The following is a 17,977-nucleotide window of genomic DNA, read 5'->3' on the forward strand; positions in this document are numbered from 1 at the left end:
TTAATTTTCTATATAAGCCGCATACATCATCTCCACTCCTTTTTCCAGCTCCACCTCGTGTTTCCAGCCCAGCTTATGAAGCTTGGATACATCAGTGAGTTTGCGTGGGGTACCGTCTGGTTTTGAGGCGTCCCAATCGAGATTGCCTTGATAACCTACGGTCTTTTTGATCAGCTCTGCCAAGTCTTTGATGGCAATATCTTCTCCTGTCCCTATGTTAAGATGGGTATTTCTTATGTCTTTGTCAACTCCTTTTACCTCCTTAAAATCAATATTTTCCATTAAATAAACGCAAGCTTTGGCCATATCATGTGACCATAAAAATTCCCGTTTAGGAGTTCCTGTTCCCCATAACGAAATGCCGTTTTCTGTGATGCCATTTTTTTGTAATTCCGCTTTCACTTCGACAAGCTCTGTGCGGCGCGCGATTTTATAGTCCACACCTAAATCCTCACATAAAGCTTGCTCATTGCCTTGCATCAACAACTTGCCTAGATGCATTTTACGAATCAATGCTGGTAGTACATGAGATTTTTGTAAATCAAAATTATCATTAGGCCCATACAAGTTGGTAGGCATCACTGAAATGAAGTTGGTGCCGTATTGTAAATTATAGCTCTCGCACATCTTGATACCCGCAATTTTTGCAATGGCATAAGGTTCGTTGGTATATTCTAAAGGCCCGGTAAGCAAACTGTCTTCTGACATAGGTTGTGGCGCCATTTTAGGATAAATACAGGTGCTTCCTAAAAACAATAATTTCTTCACCCCATTCAAATAACTCTGATGTATCACATTATTCTGAATCATCAAGTTTTTATAAATAAAGTCGGCTCTATAGGTGTTGTTTGCCACAATACCTCCTACACTTGCTGCTGCCAGAAATACATATTCTGGTTTTTCATCAGCAAAAAATTGGGCGGTAGCTTGTTGGTTGGTAAGATCTAATTCTTTGTGAGTGCGCAAGATAAAGTTCGTAAAACCTAAGTCTTTTAACTCCGTCACAATAGCGCTTCCCACCAGACCACGATGCCCAGCAATGTATATTTTTGAAGATTTCTCCATTCTTTATTCTTAGCCTATCCTAAATCCTCTCCAGGGGTGAGGACTTTTTTCTTAATGATTTGTATTTATATGTTCTTTATAATAACTTTTCCAATCCTAAGTACTTCACTTTGGAATGAACTTCTATATTCCATATTCTTTACTCAAAAGCCTCTTAGCCTATCCTAAATCCTTTCCAAAGGAAAGGACCTCATTTCGATCGTTTATTGCTTTCATCTTATATTAAAGCGCTTCTTTTATAAAACACACATCACAACTTCTATATTCCATATTCCTCAATCGATATTCTTTACTCAAAAGCCTCTTAGCCTATCCTAAATCCTTTCCAAAGGAAAGGACCTCTTCTCGATCGTTTATTGCTTTCATCTTATATTAAAGCTGTTTTCTTATAACACACCCATCCCAAGCTTCCCTCAAGGGAAGGGGTTGTTTGTTTTTCAATTACAACTTCTATATTCCATATTCTTTAATCGATATTCTTTATTCAAAAGCCTCTTAGCCTATCCTAAATCCTTTCCAAAGGAAAGGACCTCTTCTCGATTGTTTATTACTTTCTTCTTATATTAAAGCTGTTTTCTTATAACACACCCATCCCAAGCTTCCCTCAAGGGAAGGAGTTGTTTGTTTTTCAATTACAACTTCTATATTCCATATTCTTTAATCGATATTCTTTACTCAAAAGCCTCTTAGCCTATCCTAAATCCTTTCCAAAGGAAAGAACCACATTTCGATCGCTTATTGCTTTCATCTTATATTAAAGCGCTTCTTTTATAAAACACACATCACAACTTCTATATTCCATATTCCTCAATCGATATTCTTTACTCAAAAGCCTCTTAGCCTATCCTAAATCCTTTCCAAAGGAAAGGACCTCTTCTCGATCGTTTATTGCTTTCATCTTATATTAAAGCTGTTTTCTTATAACACACCCATCCCAAGCTTCCCTCAAGGGAAGGAGTTGTTTGTTTTTCAATTACAACTTCTATATTCCATATTCTTTAATCGATATTCTTTATTCAAAAGCCTCTTAGCCTATCCTAAATCCTTTCCAAAGGAAAGGAACACATTTCGTTTTTTTAATTTGATCTTTTATAAAGGCTATTTACTTTATTAAAAACTATTTCAATTTTCGAGTTCAAGTTCGAGTTCAAATTCCCTTTCCATTGGAAAGGGCTAGGCTTATTCAAAATAGTTGTTGATGCGGTAACCGCCTTTTTTCAAATATTCCTCGCGAGACATGAGGTGTAAATCACTTTGCATCATATCATTTACCAGTTCTTGGAGTGCAATTTCTGGAACCCAACCTAATTTTTCTTTAGCTTTTGTAGGATCTCCTATCAATAAATCTACCTCTGTAGGACGGAAGTATCGCGGATCTACGGCTACGACTTCTTTACCTATTTCTAATTGGTAGTCCGGATTGGAGCAAGATTTTATTGTTCCTTTTTCCTCCACGCCTTCGCCTGTAAACTCTAAGTCTATACCTACATACTGAAATGCCATGCGTATAAAATCTCTCACGCTAGTCGTAGTTCCTGTAGCGATGACCCAATCTTCTGGCTCATCGTGTTGCAGGATCATCCACATCATGCGCACATAATCTTTGGCGTGTCCCCAATCCCTTTTGGCATCTAGGTTTCCTAAATAGACTTTGTCTTGAAGACCTTTTACGATCTTAGAAGTCGCACGAGTAATTTTTCTAGTAACAAAGGTCTCTCCTCGTACTGGAGATTCATGATTAAAAAGAATTCCGTTACAAGCAAACATGCCATAAGCTTCCCGATAATTTACCGTTGCCCAATACGCATACATTTTTGCTACGGCATAAGGACTACGCGGATAAAATGGGGTGGTTTCTGATTGTGGTATTTCTTGCACTTTACCATATAATTCTGAGGTAGAGGCTTGATAGATTTTGGTTTTCTTTTCCAAACCAAGTATACGTACCGATTCTAGAATGCGTAGGGCCCCTATACCATCTGCATTTGCGGTGTATTCTGGCATTTCAAAAGAAACTTGTACGTGTGACATCGCCGCGAGGTTATAAATCTCATCTGGCTGCGTTTCTTTAATAATTCTGGTAAGGTTAGTCGTATCTGTAAGATCACCGTAATGCAATTTAAATTTTACATCAGTTTCATGCGGATCTTGATACAGATGATCGATACGATCTGTATTAAACAAAGAAGCACGGCGTTTGATACCGTGTACTTCATATCCTTTTTTTAATAAAAACTCACTTAAATAGGCGCCATCTTGACCGGTAACTCCAGTGATTAAGGCTACTTTATGATGCTGTACAGACATATTCTTTTTGTAAAGCTGTAAAAATAAGGTTTTGAAGCCGTTTATTAAACAATGTGATTATGAACTGTGCGATCTCTTTTCTAAAACCTAAGACTTGATGGTGTAATGTGAAACCACCTCATCCAAGCCTTCTTCAATAGAAGGAATCTGATAATCAAAAACACTTTCTGTTTTCTCACAGTTCATCACACTATAAGCGGGTCGTTTTGCAGCGGTTTTAAACTCTGCTACTGGAGTTATTTTTTTACCTAAATCCAACTTGTTATTAATCGCTTGTGCAAAATCAAACCAGGTCCACGCTCCTTGATTGGTAAAGTGATAGGTGCCATAAGCTGTAGGATCGTTTTTAATGGTGTGATGTATAAAAGCAGCTACATCTAGCGCACTGGTAGGAGAACCGGTTTGAGAGTCGACTATTTTCAATTCCTTCATGTCTGTTCCAGCCACCCATTTAAAGAAGTTTTTGCCGTGTGGTGCGTACAGCCAGGAAATTCTAAAAATATAATGTTTGCACCCTATTTGAGTAATGGCCTTTTCTCCTGCAAGTTTACTCGCGCCATACACATTTATAGGATCTGTTTCATGATCCGTCTCGTATGGAGTTGCAGCATCGCCTTTAAAAACATAGTCTGTAGAAAAATGAATTAAAGTAGCCTTGTATTGTTTTGAGATTTGCGCCATTTTCTGAACAGCAAGCGCGTTTATTTTAAAAGCTTTTTCTTCTTCGGCTTCTGCTAAGTCCACCGCTGTGTAGGCCGCACAATTGATGATGTAATCTGGTCGTATATTTTTGACCTTTTGATCCAATTGAAAACTACAGCAAATATCCAGTTCCTTACTTGAAAAACAGAAGAGTTCTTGTTCTTGCAAGGCTGCTTTTATCGCAGTTCCCAACATGCCATTTGCACCTGTAATAAGAATTTTCAAAACGGTAAAATTTAGTGGTTATTTGAGGAATCCCAACTTCTCATCTTTTTCAGAAAGGATCATGTCTTCTTCCGGCAGTTGCCAGTCTATGTTTAATTTTGGATCGTCGTACCTCAAGCCCACTTCCATTTCTGGCTGATAGGCATTGTCTACTTGATAATTCACAATAGCCGTTTCTGAAAGTACGGAGAAGCCGTGTAAAAAGCCTCTAGGCACAAGTAACTGTTTGTGATTATCTCCTGACAACTCTATAGTAAAATGCTTTAAATAAGTAGGTGAGTCTGGTCTAAAATCTACTGCAACGTCTAGTATACGACCTTGTACACATCTTATCAGCTTGGTTTGTGCTGCATCTGCTTTTTGGGCGTGTAAGCCCCTTAAAACACCATAAGAAGAGGTGCTTTCATTAATAGTAATAAAAGCTGCTTGTTGAGGTAAAGCTTTCGCGAAAGCGATACTGTCAAAAGCGATACAGAATTTACCTCGAGCATCTTTAAAAACAACGGGTTCAATAATCTTACAGTCTAAAAGTGGTGTCTCAATTATATTCACTTGATAGCTTCTTTTTGATAGTTATTTAAAAATCGCAATACCAATGGTACCAATGCTATAAGAAGACCTAAACCAAAAAACACCAATGCGTAAGTAAGCGTAAGGTGCTTTTTCTCTATCACTCCTTTTTTAATAAAATAAGAAACGATATTTACGGTGTTTTCGTAACTGTATTTCTTTTCCCGCTCAATTTCCAGGTTAAATAAGGTTTTGGACTTTTCGTTAAACAAATCTCTAAACACATCGGTTTTATTCTGTCCATTGACAAATACACTGGTGCCTTGAGAGGCCTTAGAATCGGTGTTTTTAATGGACACTTGAAATGCTCCTATTAGGGAATCAATCTCTTGCAATTGATACTCCATATTGCGAATATTAAAGGCCGTTGTTTCCCTACTGGCTAATCGTTGCGCCTTGATCAGTGGGTTATCCTCTACTTGAACAGCTACTGAGGCTGCTTTTTCTAAAACTGCTCTATCCTTAGAAACTATTTCTACTTTATAAAATTGGTAATCAATAGCTCTTTTTGCCTGTTTAAAGCCTTCAAAGGTGTAGTTTTCTAGTGCAATAGTGTCTGCGCTGCGTGCCAAGAAATCGTATTCTTCAAGAAGCTCTGTATCGTTAAAATTAGCTTCTATCTCAAAGTTTTTCAGCTGACTAGCTTCTTCTATAGATATGTTTAACTCCTTCCCTAGGTTCTTAAAATCTTCTTGATCTACTAAGGACTTGTAGTATTCGAGATTAGAAATTAATTGTCCAGCACTTTCAAAATTAGGTTGTACTCTTAATTGTGCCGTAAAGTTCTTTTTATTTTCTCTACTGGTATACATCCCAAGGCCTCCTCCTAAGATGGATAGGACCCCTAATAATATGATGTTATTTTTAATAAAGATTAAAAACAAAATAAGGAAATGTGCAATTCCTTTAAAGAATCCTCCTATGGCACTAAAAAGATTCTTAAATCCATTGCTGATCCACACAAAAACAGGTACTAAATCTACCTCTTGTTCTTGATTATTGTTAGGTTGGTTGTCCATGAAGTTGTTATTTTTTCAAGTCTTCAAATATAATTGAAGTCTCTGAATTCTTTAAACGCATAATTTTCAGTAAAATTATTGCTCTTTTTCTTCCTCTTGTTGCGGTACTACTTTAATACTACTTTCTATGATTTGTTCCAGTATCTTCTCTGTAATAACATAAACAGGTTTTACCCCTATCAATCCCAAACCACCACTTGCTAGCGTATGTCCTGTTTTTAACGGGTTATCACTTGCGTAATAGGCATACCGCACTTTTACTTTTTTACGTATGCTGCGTCTTACTCGAGATGCTGCCTGTATGGCTTTTTGATAATGAGCACCTTCCATTTCTAGACCTATGACTTTCCAACTGGAATTATAGAAAAAGTCTAATAAATCTTTATTTTGTAGTGAAGTCCCTAAAACAGTCACCATAGATCCAGTAACGACTTTGATATCATCGCTCTCGAGGTCTTTTTTAGAAAGTCTGTTTTTAAAGGGGTAATTATCTGCTGTACCTTCAAAAACATGTGCATCAGGCACCATTATATCGCCTTTATCTCCTTCCAGAATACCTGCTTTACCCATGATATTGATGGATTGAACATTCATCTGGTGTGTTTTTCCTTGCTCATCTTTAAAAGGTTTGAGCAACTCGTCCATCGTTTCATAAGCCTGCTCGCCAAAAGCATAATCCATCACGATAAGAACTGGTTTTGTGTCGTTCTCGCTTTCGCGAAAGCGTGGATCGCAAAAGTCTACTTTTTCAAATTCACAAGTCGCAAGATCAAAAATCTGTACATCTATATTAGTGCCGCTTTTATCCTTAAGCTCCGTCATTCCCCTGGATAGTGCATGTTTCTTGATCAAGTCGCGGTTTTTCTTCCCGCTATCGTTGCTCAAATCTGCAAAGATTTCCATCCGGCTTTTCTTTGCCATTTGAGAGGCCAAGGCTACAGGACCATAAAGCGAATTCATAACGCTGTGTAGGTTAGCGCTAATAATGTGCAAGGGTCTTTCAAAAAGTCCTTTTTCAATCAGGTGTTTTTTGATTCTCAAGGCCCAAGCATCACCGTGAATGTGATGACCTAGTCGTTCTCTTAACACTGGAGAAAAAGTCACAAGACGTTTTTCTTCATCGAGAACTTCTTGTTTTGCAAGCTTACCTAAGTGGTAAATGATGCTTAAAAACCTATTAGGGTTTCCTTCGGTAGCAAAGTCTGCATAAACAGAGGTCACCTCATCAAAGGTGCGCCCTAGAATATTTGCTACATGAGTAATAGCTACTTCTTTTTCTTCTTGAGTGAGTTTTTTCTTTGAAACAGCTGTTTCTAGACTTTTCCAGTCTCTTGTAGTATTTCCATTATCACCCACGATCACTTGTTTCATGATCTTATGAGATTCTATCATCAAAAAAGTAAGGTGTGTTAGAATGTCATAGATTTCAGATCTTCCACGAGTCACCTCAATATTCATTTGCTGCCCATCAATACGGTAACAATTACGTCTTCTTTTTTTAGGAATAATAGCCTTAAAATGAGAGCCTTCATAACCTTCATCACTAGTAAGGTTGATGTAAGTGCACTCTTCTATTCCTACTGGAAGTCGGTCCATGACGTAAAGTAAACCGTTTAATTCTATCTTGTCCTCAGCAATGGAACCGTAGATTTCTGGTCTTACTGTGAGTAAGGATTCTCTTAAAGATTCACCACTCACTCCCATAGGTTTATAAAAGCCTCTATTAAAAAGATGTCGCATGGTGATGTACATGCGCTCTATAGCATTAGTACTTTCTTGAGCTCTGGTCCGTGGTTCTACGTTAATTATCGGCATAAATATTCTTTCGTAGCAAAGATACATCTTTGTAGAATCGTCTTAAGAAAGATTTTTATTCATTTATATAAGCGCTACACAATAATTTTAAGACAGTTTTTCTTCACCGTAATATGAAATGGAGATTTCAGATGAATGGGTTCCCCGTCCAGCTGTGCTGAACAACTATCATTGCTGCTCAATACAACCTCACTTACTGAGTGTGCAAAATTCTTCTTGAAAAGAATCGATCCTGCCATTTTTAAAGCAAGGTCTATTCTTGAATTTGCAAAAACGATATCTAACAATCCGTTATTGATCTCTGCCTTAGGAGTAAGGGATACGTTATAGCCTAGATATTTGGTGTTAGAAATGAGTACACAAAATTTTGGCTTATCAGATTTTTCTAGCATAATCACATCTTTATTTTTACTAAAAAAGGATTTCAAACTGTGGTGGACATAAGTAGAAAGGCCTCTTTTAGTATCCTTGTCGTATCGGTGTATCACATCAGCTGGATAGCCTAGGGCAAAGTTGGAGAAAAAATAAGTTCCATTTACTTCTCCACAGTCTATGTGAACGGTCTCGGCATGCTTTATAGAGGAGCAGAGTTTTTTTATAGATTTTGACAAGCCCAAATGACTTGCAAGGCCATTGCCAGATCCTCTGGGAAGTATGGCTAATTTAATATTTGAATTCACTAGAAATTTTGCAATTGTGTTCACCGTACCATCACCTCCAGAAGCAACGATGATATCGCAACCTTTATGAATACACTCTTTTGTCAATCGCTCTAAATCACTTTTAGAAGAAGAATAGCGTATTTCAATAGCGTATTTATCGAAGTCAAAGAAGGTGTTGATTTGCTTGAACTCTAGTTTATTTCCGTTTTTTCCAGAAATAGGATTTACTAAAAAGGCGATTTTAATCACTAATTAATTTGCTTTAAAATTCCAGTCATCAGCATACATGCCAAAAACAGAACCCAATTTATATTCAACTGCATATTTCTCATTCCTTCCTGCTTGAAAATTAACATACTAAACATAGATCTTAACTCCTACTTGACTAAGTTGATTTAACAACTTTTTGCTTTTACTAACGGATTCTCTAGAAAAAACAAGGTGCTTTATATGGTGTTCTTTAACGTATTCTAGTGTTTTATCCTTGAGGTTGTTTAACCGGTTTTCTGATAACATAAGCTCTACTCCACCGCTGCAGCTATAAGGACGTCAGAAAAGTAAAAATTTCCATTCTTAAGCGATGCTGATCTGCAAAGCTATATGCAAACTGTTCTTTACCCCTCGTTTTATCGGTTATTAATACCGCTTATTTATGAGAACCGAACCCTGTATTAATAGCACACATGTCTAAAGAATTAAAAAAATTCAAGATCTTATAACTGTTAAATACTTCTAGGGATACTGATGTATCTCCTTGATAAACGCTTTCTTAACCAGCTATGTATTTACTAAACTTACTTTGCACATCAATGGAGTCATGGGTGATTCTCGCACCTTTTTTATAAGATCCTATTCATTCACAATAAAATCAATTCCAATTAGTAGGAATAAAAAATCAAGCCTTTTGCTGGATAATCTTCTCTAGCACCTCAGCTATTTTACGATCGTTTGATAGTCTAGGAAGTTTATTTTGCCCTCCTAGTTTGCCTATGGTTTTCATATAAACCTTGAAACCGTTTTCAGGTACAACGGTTAGCTTTAAAGGTTGTAGTATTTTTCCTGTAATTAAATCGTCGTAATAGCTGTTTTGTTCTCTCATTTTGAGGTCTAAAACTTGAGATAACTGTGGCAGGTCTAAGTCGGTATTCGCACCAAATTCCACAAACCACTCGTGGTAAGGAAGCGCATCGTTTTCTGGACTCAATTGAGGCGCTACCGTAAACTCATTGATGATAATGCTCAATGGAGTAGCTGCCGCTTTCATAGCTTCTTCTACTTCTTTGCCTATAACATGCTCGCCACTCGCGCTGATGTAATGTTTGATACGACCAGTCACAACAATTTTATAAGGGCTTGTACTGGTAAAGGCAATGGTGTCGCCTATGTTGTAGGCCCACAATCCTGCGGTAGTAGAAATAATCATGACGTAATTGATTCCTATTTCAACTTCTCCTATGCTTAATCGAGGTGGGTGTTCCTCCTGGAACTGATTTGCAGGAATGAATTCATAAAAAATACCTGCATCGAGAAGCAATAACATTCCTTTCTCGTTTTGCTTGTCTTGATAGGCAAAGAAGCCTTCGCTTGCAGGGAATAATTCTATACTGTCTACTTGACGGCCTATGAGTTGATCAAATTTAGCGCGGTAAGGTTCAAAATTAACCCCTCCATAAATAAATAAATTGAAGTCTGGAAAAACCTCGCCTACTTTTTTACCTGTACGTTGCACGATGCGCTCAAAATACATTTGTACCCAACTAGGAATTCCAGAAATAACGCTCATTTTTTCTGGTAAAGTTTCATCGATAACAGCCTCTACTTTTGTTTCCCAATCATCAATGCAATTGGTTTTCATAGAGGGCAATCTATTTTTCTGTAGGTAATTAGGCACATAATGTGCAACAATACCGCTCAATCTACCGAGTTGGATGCCGTTTTTAGACTCCATTTCTGGACTTCCTTGAAGAAAAATCATCTTAGCATCCACAAACTTTGCTTTACCAGTTTCATGTATATAACTCAATATGGCATTACGAGCTGCCTTGATATGCTCAGGCATGGACTCCGCAGTAAGGGGAATGTATTTTGCGCCACTGGTAGTCCCAGAGGTTTTGGCAAAGTAAAGAGGCTTTCCTGGCCATAAAATATCGCTTTCGCCAGCGACTACTCGGTCTACAAACGGGCGTAATTGCTCGTAATCTCTTACTGGAACCTGTTGTATAAAGTCTTTATGTGTTTGGATGCTGGAAAAGGAGTGCGCTTTCGCGAAAGCGGTGCCCGAAGCAGTCTTTAATAAATTTTTAAAAACCTTATCCTGTGAGCCTACCGGATCTGTAGCCCATTTTTTAGTTTTTCTATCAGTTATTGCGGCAAAAATCTTTGCGCCGAGTGACTTTAACGACATTTATTCAAAATTGATAAAGTTAGTAGGATCTAGCGAATACCCATCGCTCCAAATTTCAAAATGAAGGTGAGGCCCTGTGGTCAGTTCTCCCGTATTTCCAACGCTAGCGATCACCTCTCCTGCAAGTACCTTGTCATTTTGCTCTTTGAGAAGACTTCCTGCGTGCTTGTAAACCGTAATCAAACCATAAGCGTGCTCTATAAGCATAGTATGACCAGTTTCTACACTCCAGCTGGCAAAAACTACCGTTCCATCAGCAGCGGCTTTTATAGGGGTGCCTGTAGTTGCTGCTACATCCACTGCATAGTGTTTGATCTCTGCATCGTAGTCTCCAGAAATAATTCCTTTTACTGGTGGGAAGAAGACAAAGTTCGTTTTGGCCTTTGCTCCGGCAATGACACTGTACCGTTCTTCCTGAGCTACTTCTTCTCTCAAAAGACTGTCTTCTTTGATAGGTTTAAGGTTTGTGATTTCTATATCCGTTTCTACCTTAGCTGTGCTGTCAATACGCTCGTATTCTTCTGAAGTAATATCTCCATTGAGCAGCATTTTAATACGAGAATAAAACTCCTCATTGGTACGTAAAACCTGCTGTATAGAATCTGTTTCCTTAGTGAGTTGTATAGAGTTTCTCTTAGTGGTTACATCAGCATATCCAGGAATGTATTCTCGTATAGGTGTAAATGCAATGAGAACTGTGGTTGCTCCTATCAATAAAACAGCACTTATAAGAGTTACTATAAATACATTGAGTCTATTTAGCTTAAGACTAAAACGTTCTTCAAAAGTGTCGTCATTGAGCACCACCATGCGGTAATGGTGTGTCCACTTGCTTTTTTGGTTTTTATTTTTTTTCCTTTTTGCCATCTGTCGTTAACATTCAACAAATATAATTAGTTTTTACAGGTATGAGGTATGTCCAATGAGGTAATCCTTTATTAGGTATAAAGAAGGTGTCCGGATAAGGTGGGATGTGGAATGTGGGATGTGGAATGTGGAATGTGGAATGTGGAATGTGGAATGTGGAATGTGGAATGTGGAATGTGGAATGTGGAATGTGGAATGTGGAATGTGGAATGTGGAATGTGGAATGTGGAATGTGGAATGTGGAATGTGGAATGTGGAATGTGGAATGTGGAATGTGGAATGTGGAATGTGGAATGTGGAATGTGGAAAAATAAATTTTTTGAGCTTATAAGGCAAATAATGAATTGATTATTAAGTTTTGATTTTACCATGCCCTATCCTAAATCCTTTCCAGCTTAAAGCACCTATCTAGATATACATGGAATCTTCAGGTCCTTCTAATTTATCAGCTCCACAACAACATCGTTTTTCAAGTTCAGGTTCAAGTTCAGGTTCAAGTTCGAGTTCGAGTTCGAGTTCAAGTAGTTTCTTTTTAATTTTTTTAGTTTTAAAGATTAACAGCCTATATAGGTGTTGTTATATGGCTTGTTGTATCTTTGTACTTTAATAAAAGAACAAATCATGTCAGCAAATTTCTTTTTAGCAATGCCAGGTTTATGGAGTATTATCCTTATTGTGGTTGTGGTTTTACTTCTTTTCGGAGGTAAAAAAATACCAGAATTGATGCGCGGTCTAGGTGGCGGAATCAAAGAATTTAAAGATGCCTCCAAAGAGGACGAGACTAAAAAAGAGGATTCTAAGAATCTGAACAAATAGTTAGAAGCACTTAGAAACAAAAAATCCGCATCATTTTAAAATGATGCGGATTTTTTTGTGGTTACAAACTAATTTTAGTCTTCCTCTTTATCTACAAACCTCACACTCTTCAAAATAGATTCTATTTCAAATAAGTAATTGCGCTGCTTGCTGCTCGGGGCACTCACATATCCTTCTATGATCAACCAGTTGTCTTTTTCTTTATTGTAAATCGCATAGTTGACAAATGGTCCTGCCATAAACATGTTTTTTACTTCCCAAGTTCCCTTGGTTTCAAAGGCAAAGTTTCCATCGATCTGGCTTTCATTTAAAAATGGAGAAAAAGCAGGCTCTGTCTGAAATGGGCCACCGTCTGTTAAGATTTTAATTGCTCCTATAGAATCTCGCACCTTCACAATATCCATCACCGTACTGTCACTGCGCTTAATTCTATTGCGATCTACTTCATAAATCATTAAGTCCATAGTGCCTTCAGTAATATTTCTACGCAACCAGAAAAAATCATTGTCCATTTCTCCATTATAGGTAGCAAAATGATAGGCTCGAGGAACAATAATTTCAAAGCCAAAACGCTCTGTTAACCTATCGGTATTTAAGGCTACTTTATCCATGAGGTATTGCTTGCGCTCCACTTCTCCTTGATTGAAAAGAGCAATCATTTTATCGGCATTTTCTGAAATGACTTGAGCGATTTCCTTTTTATTTTTACCCCTTACTACAATTCCCAACTGCGGGTTGGCGTACACATCCTTCTTAACACTCACCCCGCTGCTATCTGATTTTTTTAAGTACAAATAATTACGTGATTTTTTAAGCATCCCCTTAAATGCGGTTGGTTTTACATGATTCAGTGTAAAGATGGGCTCTTCTCTCACGATACCGTCAAGTGGTCTCGCAAACTCTTTTCTAATCGTATCACCTAGGGCTCCATCCCAATCGTTATTTTCTATAACTACTAAAATATCATTGAGTCTTCCCGCACTATCTTGAACAACAATTGCTTGATCATTGCAACTTATAAAAGCCAGACATATGGCGAGAATTACGTATACTTTATTCATATTACTTTAGTTTTAAAATGTCCCCTATTTTGAGGTCATCTGACTTGGCAGGGTTCATTTTGCGTATACTAGCAATAGATATGCCATATTTATTGGCTATTTTCCATAAGCTATCTCCACTTTTTACTTTGTAAGTAGATGGCGTTTCAGTAGGCTTTGAACTCGAGGTCGTTACCGGATTTCTAGAGTGGATGTACAATCTTTGTCCAATACGCAAATTATTACTTCTCAAGCTGTTCCATCGCTTGATCTGACTTACCCTGACACCGTATCTGTTGGCTATTTTACCTAGATAATCTCCACTTTTAACTCGGTATACCGTTCGGCTTTCTGCTTTGAGAAGTTCTGGTATTGGTTTTTCTATTTTTTCAAATTCCGCTTTCGCGAAAGCGTAGACAGCATCCTCATTGCTAACAAATTTTGCCGCATCCCTTATAGGTAATCTCAAATTATAAGTTTTACCCTCCACTACCGGGATAATATCCAATTTATAAGAGGGATTATGAAATTGGATCACTTCCAGATCCTGATCGGTAAATTGAGCGACGTGTTCTAAAGAAATCATTCTTTTAATACTAATCGTATCGGTAGCAATAGTTTTATATAAGGTCTGTTGTGGCTGGAACCCATGCTCTGGTCCATATTTAAACAAATACATCATCGCTTGAAAAGCAGGAACATAACCAGCCGTTTCTCGTGGAAGATAAGGTCTGATGTTCCAGTAATTTTTATATCCCCCACTGCGACGTATGGCTTTATTCACATTTCCTGGACCCGAATTATAGGCTGCCAAGACCAAGTCCCAATCCCCATAGATATTGTACAAACTGCGCATAAATTTACAGGCAGCTTGCGTAGACTTTATAGGGTCCATGCGCTCATCTACATAAGAATTCACTTCCAGATCAAAACTACGACCTGTAGTAAACATAAATTGCCATAATCCTGTAGCTCCTACCCGACTTTTGATACGCGGGTCTAAAGCACTTTCTACAACGGCCAGGTATTTCATCTCCAAGGGTATATCGTACTGATCGAGATAAGGCTCAAATAAGGGGAAATAATAATCACTCAATGTCATCAACCGCTCCATATATACGCGTTGATAACTGAGCTTTTTATTGATAAGCTTTTCCAGCACTGGATTGTAATCTATCTGAAAAGGTGTGGTTTCATTGATGGCCGCCAGTCGTGCTTTAAGCGTGTCTGTAGGAAGTGTTTGTTTTACCGTTTCGCTATAATCCATTTGCACCAATTCATCATACATATAATCGTATAAATCATTGTTGTACAATTCATTAAGTAGATTTTTATCAAAATCATCTGCTTCTGGATATAGCTTTAAAGGCTCGCCAGTCACAGCGGTATCCATGGCTATTTCTTGGACAGGTATTTCTCTGACTACCTTCATTCCTAATTCTAGCGAATCCTTTTCAGCTTGCTGCTTTTCAAGCTCTTTATGAACAATTACTTTTTCTGGAATACTTGTAGAATCTTTCTTTACTTGCGCTGATAGCGGTAGAAATAAAAAAGAGACGACGAGTAGAAACAAAGCATATTTATTCATGTAAGTTTTTTAGAATTTAAGATTAAAATGAATAGCTACTTATTCATTGCAGCAATACCAGGAAGTGTTTTTCCTTCTAGCATTTCTAGCATGGCACCACCACCAGTGGAAACATAACTTACTTGGTTTTCAAAACCAAATTGCTTTACTGCAGCTACAGAATCGCCACCACCTACTAACGAGAAAGCACCACTTTTTGTTGCCATTGCAACAGAGGCCCCTAAAGCTATCGTTCCCTTTGCAAAAGGGTCCATTTCAAAAACTCCTGCTGGTCCATTCCAAAGAATAGTTTTAGCGCCTTGAAGTACGTTGTGGAAATCCTGACGAGATTTTTCTCCTATATCAAGGCCCATCCAGCCATCTGGAATTTCATTGATCGCAGATGTATCAATGGATGCCAATTCTGAAAAAGAGTTTGCAATAACTACATCTACTGGTAAATGTATATTGGTATTAGTCTCCTTTGCTTTAGCAAGGATTTCCAGTGCTAGCTTTTGTTTATCGTCTTCTACTAGAGAGTCTCCTATTTTTCCTCCTTGGGCTTTGATGAATGTATAAGCCATTCCCCCAGCGATGATCAGGTCATCTACTTTAGTTAATATGTTCTCGATTACGGTGATTTTAGAGGACACCTTTGCACCTCCCAAAATCGCTACTAATGGTCTTTCTGGAGTTTTCAAAACTTTATCTAAGCTTTGGATCTCCCGATTCATGAGCATACCAAAACATTTTTCTTTAAAGAATTGGGCAATTATTGCCGTACTCGCATGGGCTCTGTGAGCAGTCCCAAAGGCATCATTGATATAGACATCGCCTAGTTGTGATAAAGCTTTCGCGAAAGCGGTATTCCCAGCAGTCTCTTCACTATAATATCTAAGGTTTTCTAATAAAAGTACTTGGCCTGGCTCCAGATCTTGTGCTGCCTTTTGAGCAATCTCCCCTTTGCAATCTTCTACAAACTTTACCTGTACCCCTAAAATATCGCTCGCCTTCTCTACTACATGACGCAGTGAAAATTCTTCTTCTCTATTCTTAGGACGACCTAAATGTGACATTAAAATCACAGAACCACCCTGTTCTAAAACATAAATAATCGTGTCTTTTGCGGCCTCAATTCTGGTCGCATCAGTTACTTTAAAGTCTTCGTCTAGTGGTACGTTAAAATCTACTCTTATTAGCGCCTTTTTATTCTCAAAGTTAATTTGGTCTATAGTCATCTTATGGTATTCAAAATTGTTGAAAAACAAATATAACGGTTCTCTATTTACCATAGGCAGATTGTTATTTAAAGAAAACTAAAAAGTGAAGTCCTTTCAAGTTTCCTGACCTACAGGGATCCACCTATATTTGCACTATGCAATATCAAGACGTTTTAGGACTGGAACATATCAAAAAGCACCTGCAATCCACGGTGCAAAACGAGCGTATAGCTCATGCTCAGTTATTAGTAGGTCCTACTGGAAGCGGTGTTTTACCTCTTGCCGTTGCTTATGCGAGACAGATTTTATGTGGTGCTTCTAATGAAAGTTGTCATGCACAATTGAACAACCTCGCCCACCCAGATTTACACTTTTCTTTTCCCATGCCATCATCTGTTGGAAGCAGTACTACCAAAGCAACATCAGATATGTTCTTAAAGGAGTGGCGCACTTTTTTAGTTTCTAACCCTTATGGAAGCCTCCCAGACTGGTATAAAGCCATCGATATAGAAAAAAAGAATGCTGAAATACGGGTAGCAGAAGCACAACTCATCATGAAAAAGCTGAGCTTAAAATCTTATGAAGGAGGTTTTAAAGTGGTTATCATTTGGGGTGCCGATAAAATGAATACCGAAGCTGCAAACAAACTCCTCAAGCTTATAGAAGAGCCGCCAGCAAAGACGATTATCCTTCTTGTTGCCGAATCTGAAGATCGAATTATCAATACTATTAAGTCCAGGTGTCAAATTATCAATGTCCCTAAACTCAATGCTGCTGTCATCGCTCAAGGACTACAAAAAAACCTTAATCTGTCTGAAAGTCAGAGCTCTATAGTTGCTAGGCAAGCAGATGGAGATTACAGAAAAGCCGTACAGTTTTCACAAAATAGCGCTGAAGACCTGCAATTTGAACAGTGGTTTGTGGAATGGGTACGAACAGCTTTTGTAGCTAAGACAAAAATGACGGCCATAAATGACCTTATGGAATGGGCTCATAACATAGCTGCGGTCAACAGAGAAACCCAAATACGTTTTCTAATGTATTGTATGGAATTCTTTAGACAAGCCATGTTGAAAAACTACAAAGCAGATACTGCTGTATATCTATCTCCTCAAAGCGGTTTTGACTTAAGTAAATTTGCCCCTTTTGTAGACGGTAATAGAATGATGGAAGTACAAAAGCAGCTTCAAGAAGCCATATATCATATAGAACGTAATGCTAATGGCAAGATTGTTCTTACTGATTTGAGTATAGGGATGACGCGTATCTTACACGCTAAATAGGTGTAGCATAAAATCTTTATGTCTATTACTGAATTTTCTTCCCAAATAGTTAGAAGCACAACACATTGTATTACTTTAGAATAAAAAAATGATGTTCACCTACTCAGGGATAATCCTTATTCTGATTTTTTTGCTAGTCACCTATTTACTGTCTGCTTATGAAAAAATGTTTGATTGGAACAAAACATTTGAAGACTACTGCGATATGTATAAGGGTATATTTAATCCTATCCTTGTTAGGTTAAGTATCATTATCATCTTAGGCATAGAAATTATACTGAGTACCATAATCGGTATTGCCGTATATGATATTATAAGCGTTCAAAGTTTTCTATATGCTCAATACGCATTAGTACTTTCCGGTTTTCTTATTATAATTTTGCTAATAGGTTTAAGACTTATAAAAGATTACTCC

Annotated in this window: 15 protein-coding genes; 3 read left to right on the forward strand and 12 right to left on the reverse strand. The window is 37.7% G+C overall.

Annotated features, from left to right (window positions below; translation table 11 throughout):
• The 9 genes from CW736_RS04255 to CW736_RS04295 all read right to left on the reverse strand — a co-directional run bounded on the left by CW736_RS04255 (nucleotide 1) and on the right by CW736_RS04295 (nucleotide 11,636).
• Nucleotides 1-1,065 (reverse strand): GDP-L-fucose synthase family protein, encoded by a 1,065-nt coding sequence (locus CW736_RS04255; protein WP_101012724.1) that lies wholly within the window; start codon nucleotides 1,063-1,065, stop codon nucleotides 1-3.
• Nucleotides 1,066-2,244: 1,179 nt separating this feature from the next.
• Entirely contained in the window at nucleotides 2,245-3,372 is a 1,128-nt protein-coding gene (gene gmd / locus CW736_RS04260; RefSeq protein ID WP_101012725.1) for a GDP-mannose 4,6-dehydratase, read from the reverse strand.
• 87 nt (nucleotides 3,373-3,459) lie between these two features.
• Nucleotides 3,460-4,299 (reverse strand): dTDP-4-dehydrorhamnose reductase, encoded by an 840-nt coding sequence (gene rfbD / locus CW736_RS04265; RefSeq protein WP_232735418.1) that lies wholly within the window; start codon nucleotides 4,297-4,299, stop codon nucleotides 3,460-3,462.
• Between the two features lie 18 nt (nucleotides 4,300-4,317).
• The gene (gene rfbC, locus CW736_RS04270) at nucleotides 4,318-4,851 is read right to left on the reverse strand and encodes a dTDP-4-dehydrorhamnose 3,5-epimerase (protein ID WP_101012726.1); all 534 of its coding nucleotides are present in this window, start codon (nucleotides 4,849-4,851) and stop codon (nucleotides 4,318-4,320) included.
• Nucleotides 4,848-5,888, reverse strand: a complete 1,041-nt coding sequence (locus CW736_RS04275) for a hypothetical protein (protein WP_101012727.1) — start codon at nucleotides 5,886-5,888, stop codon at nucleotides 4,848-4,850. Before CW736_RS04275 ends, rfbC begins: the two co-directional genes overlap by 4 nt.
• A 75-nt stretch (nucleotides 5,889-5,963) precedes the next feature.
• Nucleotides 5,964-7,703, reverse strand: coding sequence for a DUF6909 family protein (locus CW736_RS04280; RefSeq protein ID WP_101012728.1), 1,740 nt, complete (start codon nucleotides 7,701-7,703; stop codon nucleotides 5,964-5,966).
• Between the two features lie 74 nt (nucleotides 7,704-7,777).
• A complete protein-coding gene (locus CW736_RS04285; RefSeq protein ID WP_101012729.1) occupies nucleotides 7,778-8,614 on the reverse strand; it encodes a diacylglycerol/lipid kinase family protein in 837 nt (278 codons plus the stop codon).
• 646 nt (nucleotides 8,615-9,260) lie between these two features.
• On the reverse strand, nucleotides 9,261-10,769 hold the full coding sequence (locus CW736_RS04290; RefSeq protein ID WP_101012730.1) for a GH3 auxin-responsive promoter family protein: 1,509 nt from the start codon (nucleotides 10,767-10,769) through the stop codon (nucleotides 9,261-9,263).
• A complete protein-coding gene (locus CW736_RS04295; RefSeq protein ID WP_101012731.1) occupies nucleotides 10,770-11,636 on the reverse strand; it encodes a M23 family metallopeptidase in 867 nt (288 codons plus the stop codon).
• Nucleotides 11,637-11,740: 104 nt separating this feature from the next.
• Between CW736_RS04295 and CW736_RS14015 the strand changes: the two genes are divergently transcribed.
• Both CW736_RS14015 and tatA read left to right on the forward strand, forming a co-directional pair.
• Nucleotides 11,741-11,950, forward strand: coding sequence for a hypothetical protein (locus CW736_RS14015; RefSeq protein WP_157810877.1), 210 nt, complete (start codon nucleotides 11,741-11,743; stop codon nucleotides 11,948-11,950).
• 307 nt (nucleotides 11,951-12,257) lie between these two features.
• Nucleotides 12,258-12,452, forward strand: a complete 195-nt coding sequence (tatA, locus tag CW736_RS04305; protein ID WP_157810878.1) for a twin-arginine translocase TatA/TatE family subunit — start codon at nucleotides 12,258-12,260, stop codon at nucleotides 12,450-12,452.
• A gap of 74 nt (nucleotides 12,453-12,526) precedes the next feature.
• Here tatA and CW736_RS04310 read toward each other — a convergent pair whose 3' ends face one another.
• From CW736_RS04310 to CW736_RS04320, 3 genes are read right to left on the reverse strand one after another with little or no spacing between them, the layout of a single operon-like run.
• On the reverse strand, nucleotides 12,527-13,513 hold the full coding sequence (locus CW736_RS04310; RefSeq protein WP_101012733.1) for a DUF4837 family protein: 987 nt from the start codon (nucleotides 13,511-13,513) through the stop codon (nucleotides 12,527-12,529).
• Between the two features lies 1 nt (nucleotide 13,514).
• Entirely contained in the window at nucleotides 13,515-15,080 is a 1,566-nt protein-coding gene (locus CW736_RS04315) for a lytic transglycosylase domain-containing protein (protein WP_101012734.1), read from the reverse strand.
• A 35-nt stretch (nucleotides 15,081-15,115) separates the two neighbouring features.
• Nucleotides 15,116-16,351, reverse strand: a complete 1,236-nt coding sequence (locus CW736_RS04320) for a phosphoglycerate kinase (protein ID WP_232735419.1) — start codon at nucleotides 16,349-16,351, stop codon at nucleotides 15,116-15,118.
• An 83-nt stretch (nucleotides 16,352-16,434) separates the two neighbouring features.
• Here CW736_RS04320 and CW736_RS04325 point away from each other — a divergent pair, with 83 nt between their 5' ends.
• Entirely contained in the window at nucleotides 16,435-17,562 is a 1,128-nt protein-coding gene (locus CW736_RS04325) for an ATP-binding protein (RefSeq protein ID WP_101012736.1), read from the forward strand.
• The last annotated feature ends 415 nt before the right edge of the window (nucleotides 17,563-17,977 follow it).

The organism is Nonlabens sp. MB-3u-79 (assembly GCF_002831625.1).
Lineage (GTDB): Bacteria > Bacteroidota > Bacteroidia > Flavobacteriales > Flavobacteriaceae > Nonlabens.

What these genes read in the sequence shown, in the direction of transcription:
- CW736_RS04255 (WP_101012724.1), bottom strand. Translation starts at nt 1,065, where the DNA reads ATGGAGAAATCTTCAAAAATATACATTGCTGGGCATCGTGGTCTGGTG.
- gmd (WP_101012725.1), bottom strand. Translation starts at nt 3,372, where the DNA reads ATGTCTGTACAGCATCATAAAGTAGCCTTAATCACTGGAGTTACCGGT.
- CW736_RS04275 (WP_101012727.1), bottom strand. Translation starts at nt 5,888, where the DNA reads ATGGACAACCAACCTAACAATAATCAAGAACAAGAGGTAGATTTAGTA.
- CW736_RS04280 (WP_101012728.1), bottom strand. Translation starts at nt 7,703, where the DNA reads ATGCCGATAATTAACGTAGAACCACGGACCAGAGCTCAAGAAAGTACT.
- CW736_RS04290 (WP_101012730.1), bottom strand. Translation starts at nt 10,769, where the DNA reads ATGTCGTTAAAGTCACTCGGCGCAAAGATTTTTGCCGCAATAACTGAT.
- CW736_RS04295 (WP_101012731.1), bottom strand. Translation starts at nt 11,636, where the DNA reads ATGGCAAAAAGGAAAAAAAATAAAAACCAAAAAAGCAAGTGGACACAC.
- CW736_RS14015 (WP_157810877.1), top strand. Translation starts at nt 11,741, where the DNA reads ATGTGGAATGTGGGATGTGGAATGTGGAATGTGGAATGTGGAATGTGG.
- tatA (WP_157810878.1), top strand. Translation starts at nt 12,258, where the DNA reads ATGTCAGCAAATTTCTTTTTAGCAATGCCAGGTTTATGGAGTATTATC.
- CW736_RS04310 (WP_101012733.1), bottom strand. Translation starts at nt 13,513, where the DNA reads ATGAATAAAGTATACGTAATTCTCGCCATATGTCTGGCTTTTATAAGT.
- CW736_RS04315 (WP_101012734.1), bottom strand. Translation starts at nt 15,080, where the DNA reads ATGAATAAATATGCTTTGTTTCTACTCGTCGTCTCTTTTTTATTTCTA.
- CW736_RS04320 (WP_232735419.1), bottom strand. Translation starts at nt 16,351, where the DNA reads ATGGTAAATAGAGAACCGTTATATTTGTTTTTCAACAATTTTGAATAC.
- CW736_RS04325 (WP_101012736.1), top strand. Translation starts at nt 16,435, where the DNA reads ATGCAATATCAAGACGTTTTAGGACTGGAACATATCAAAAAGCACCTG.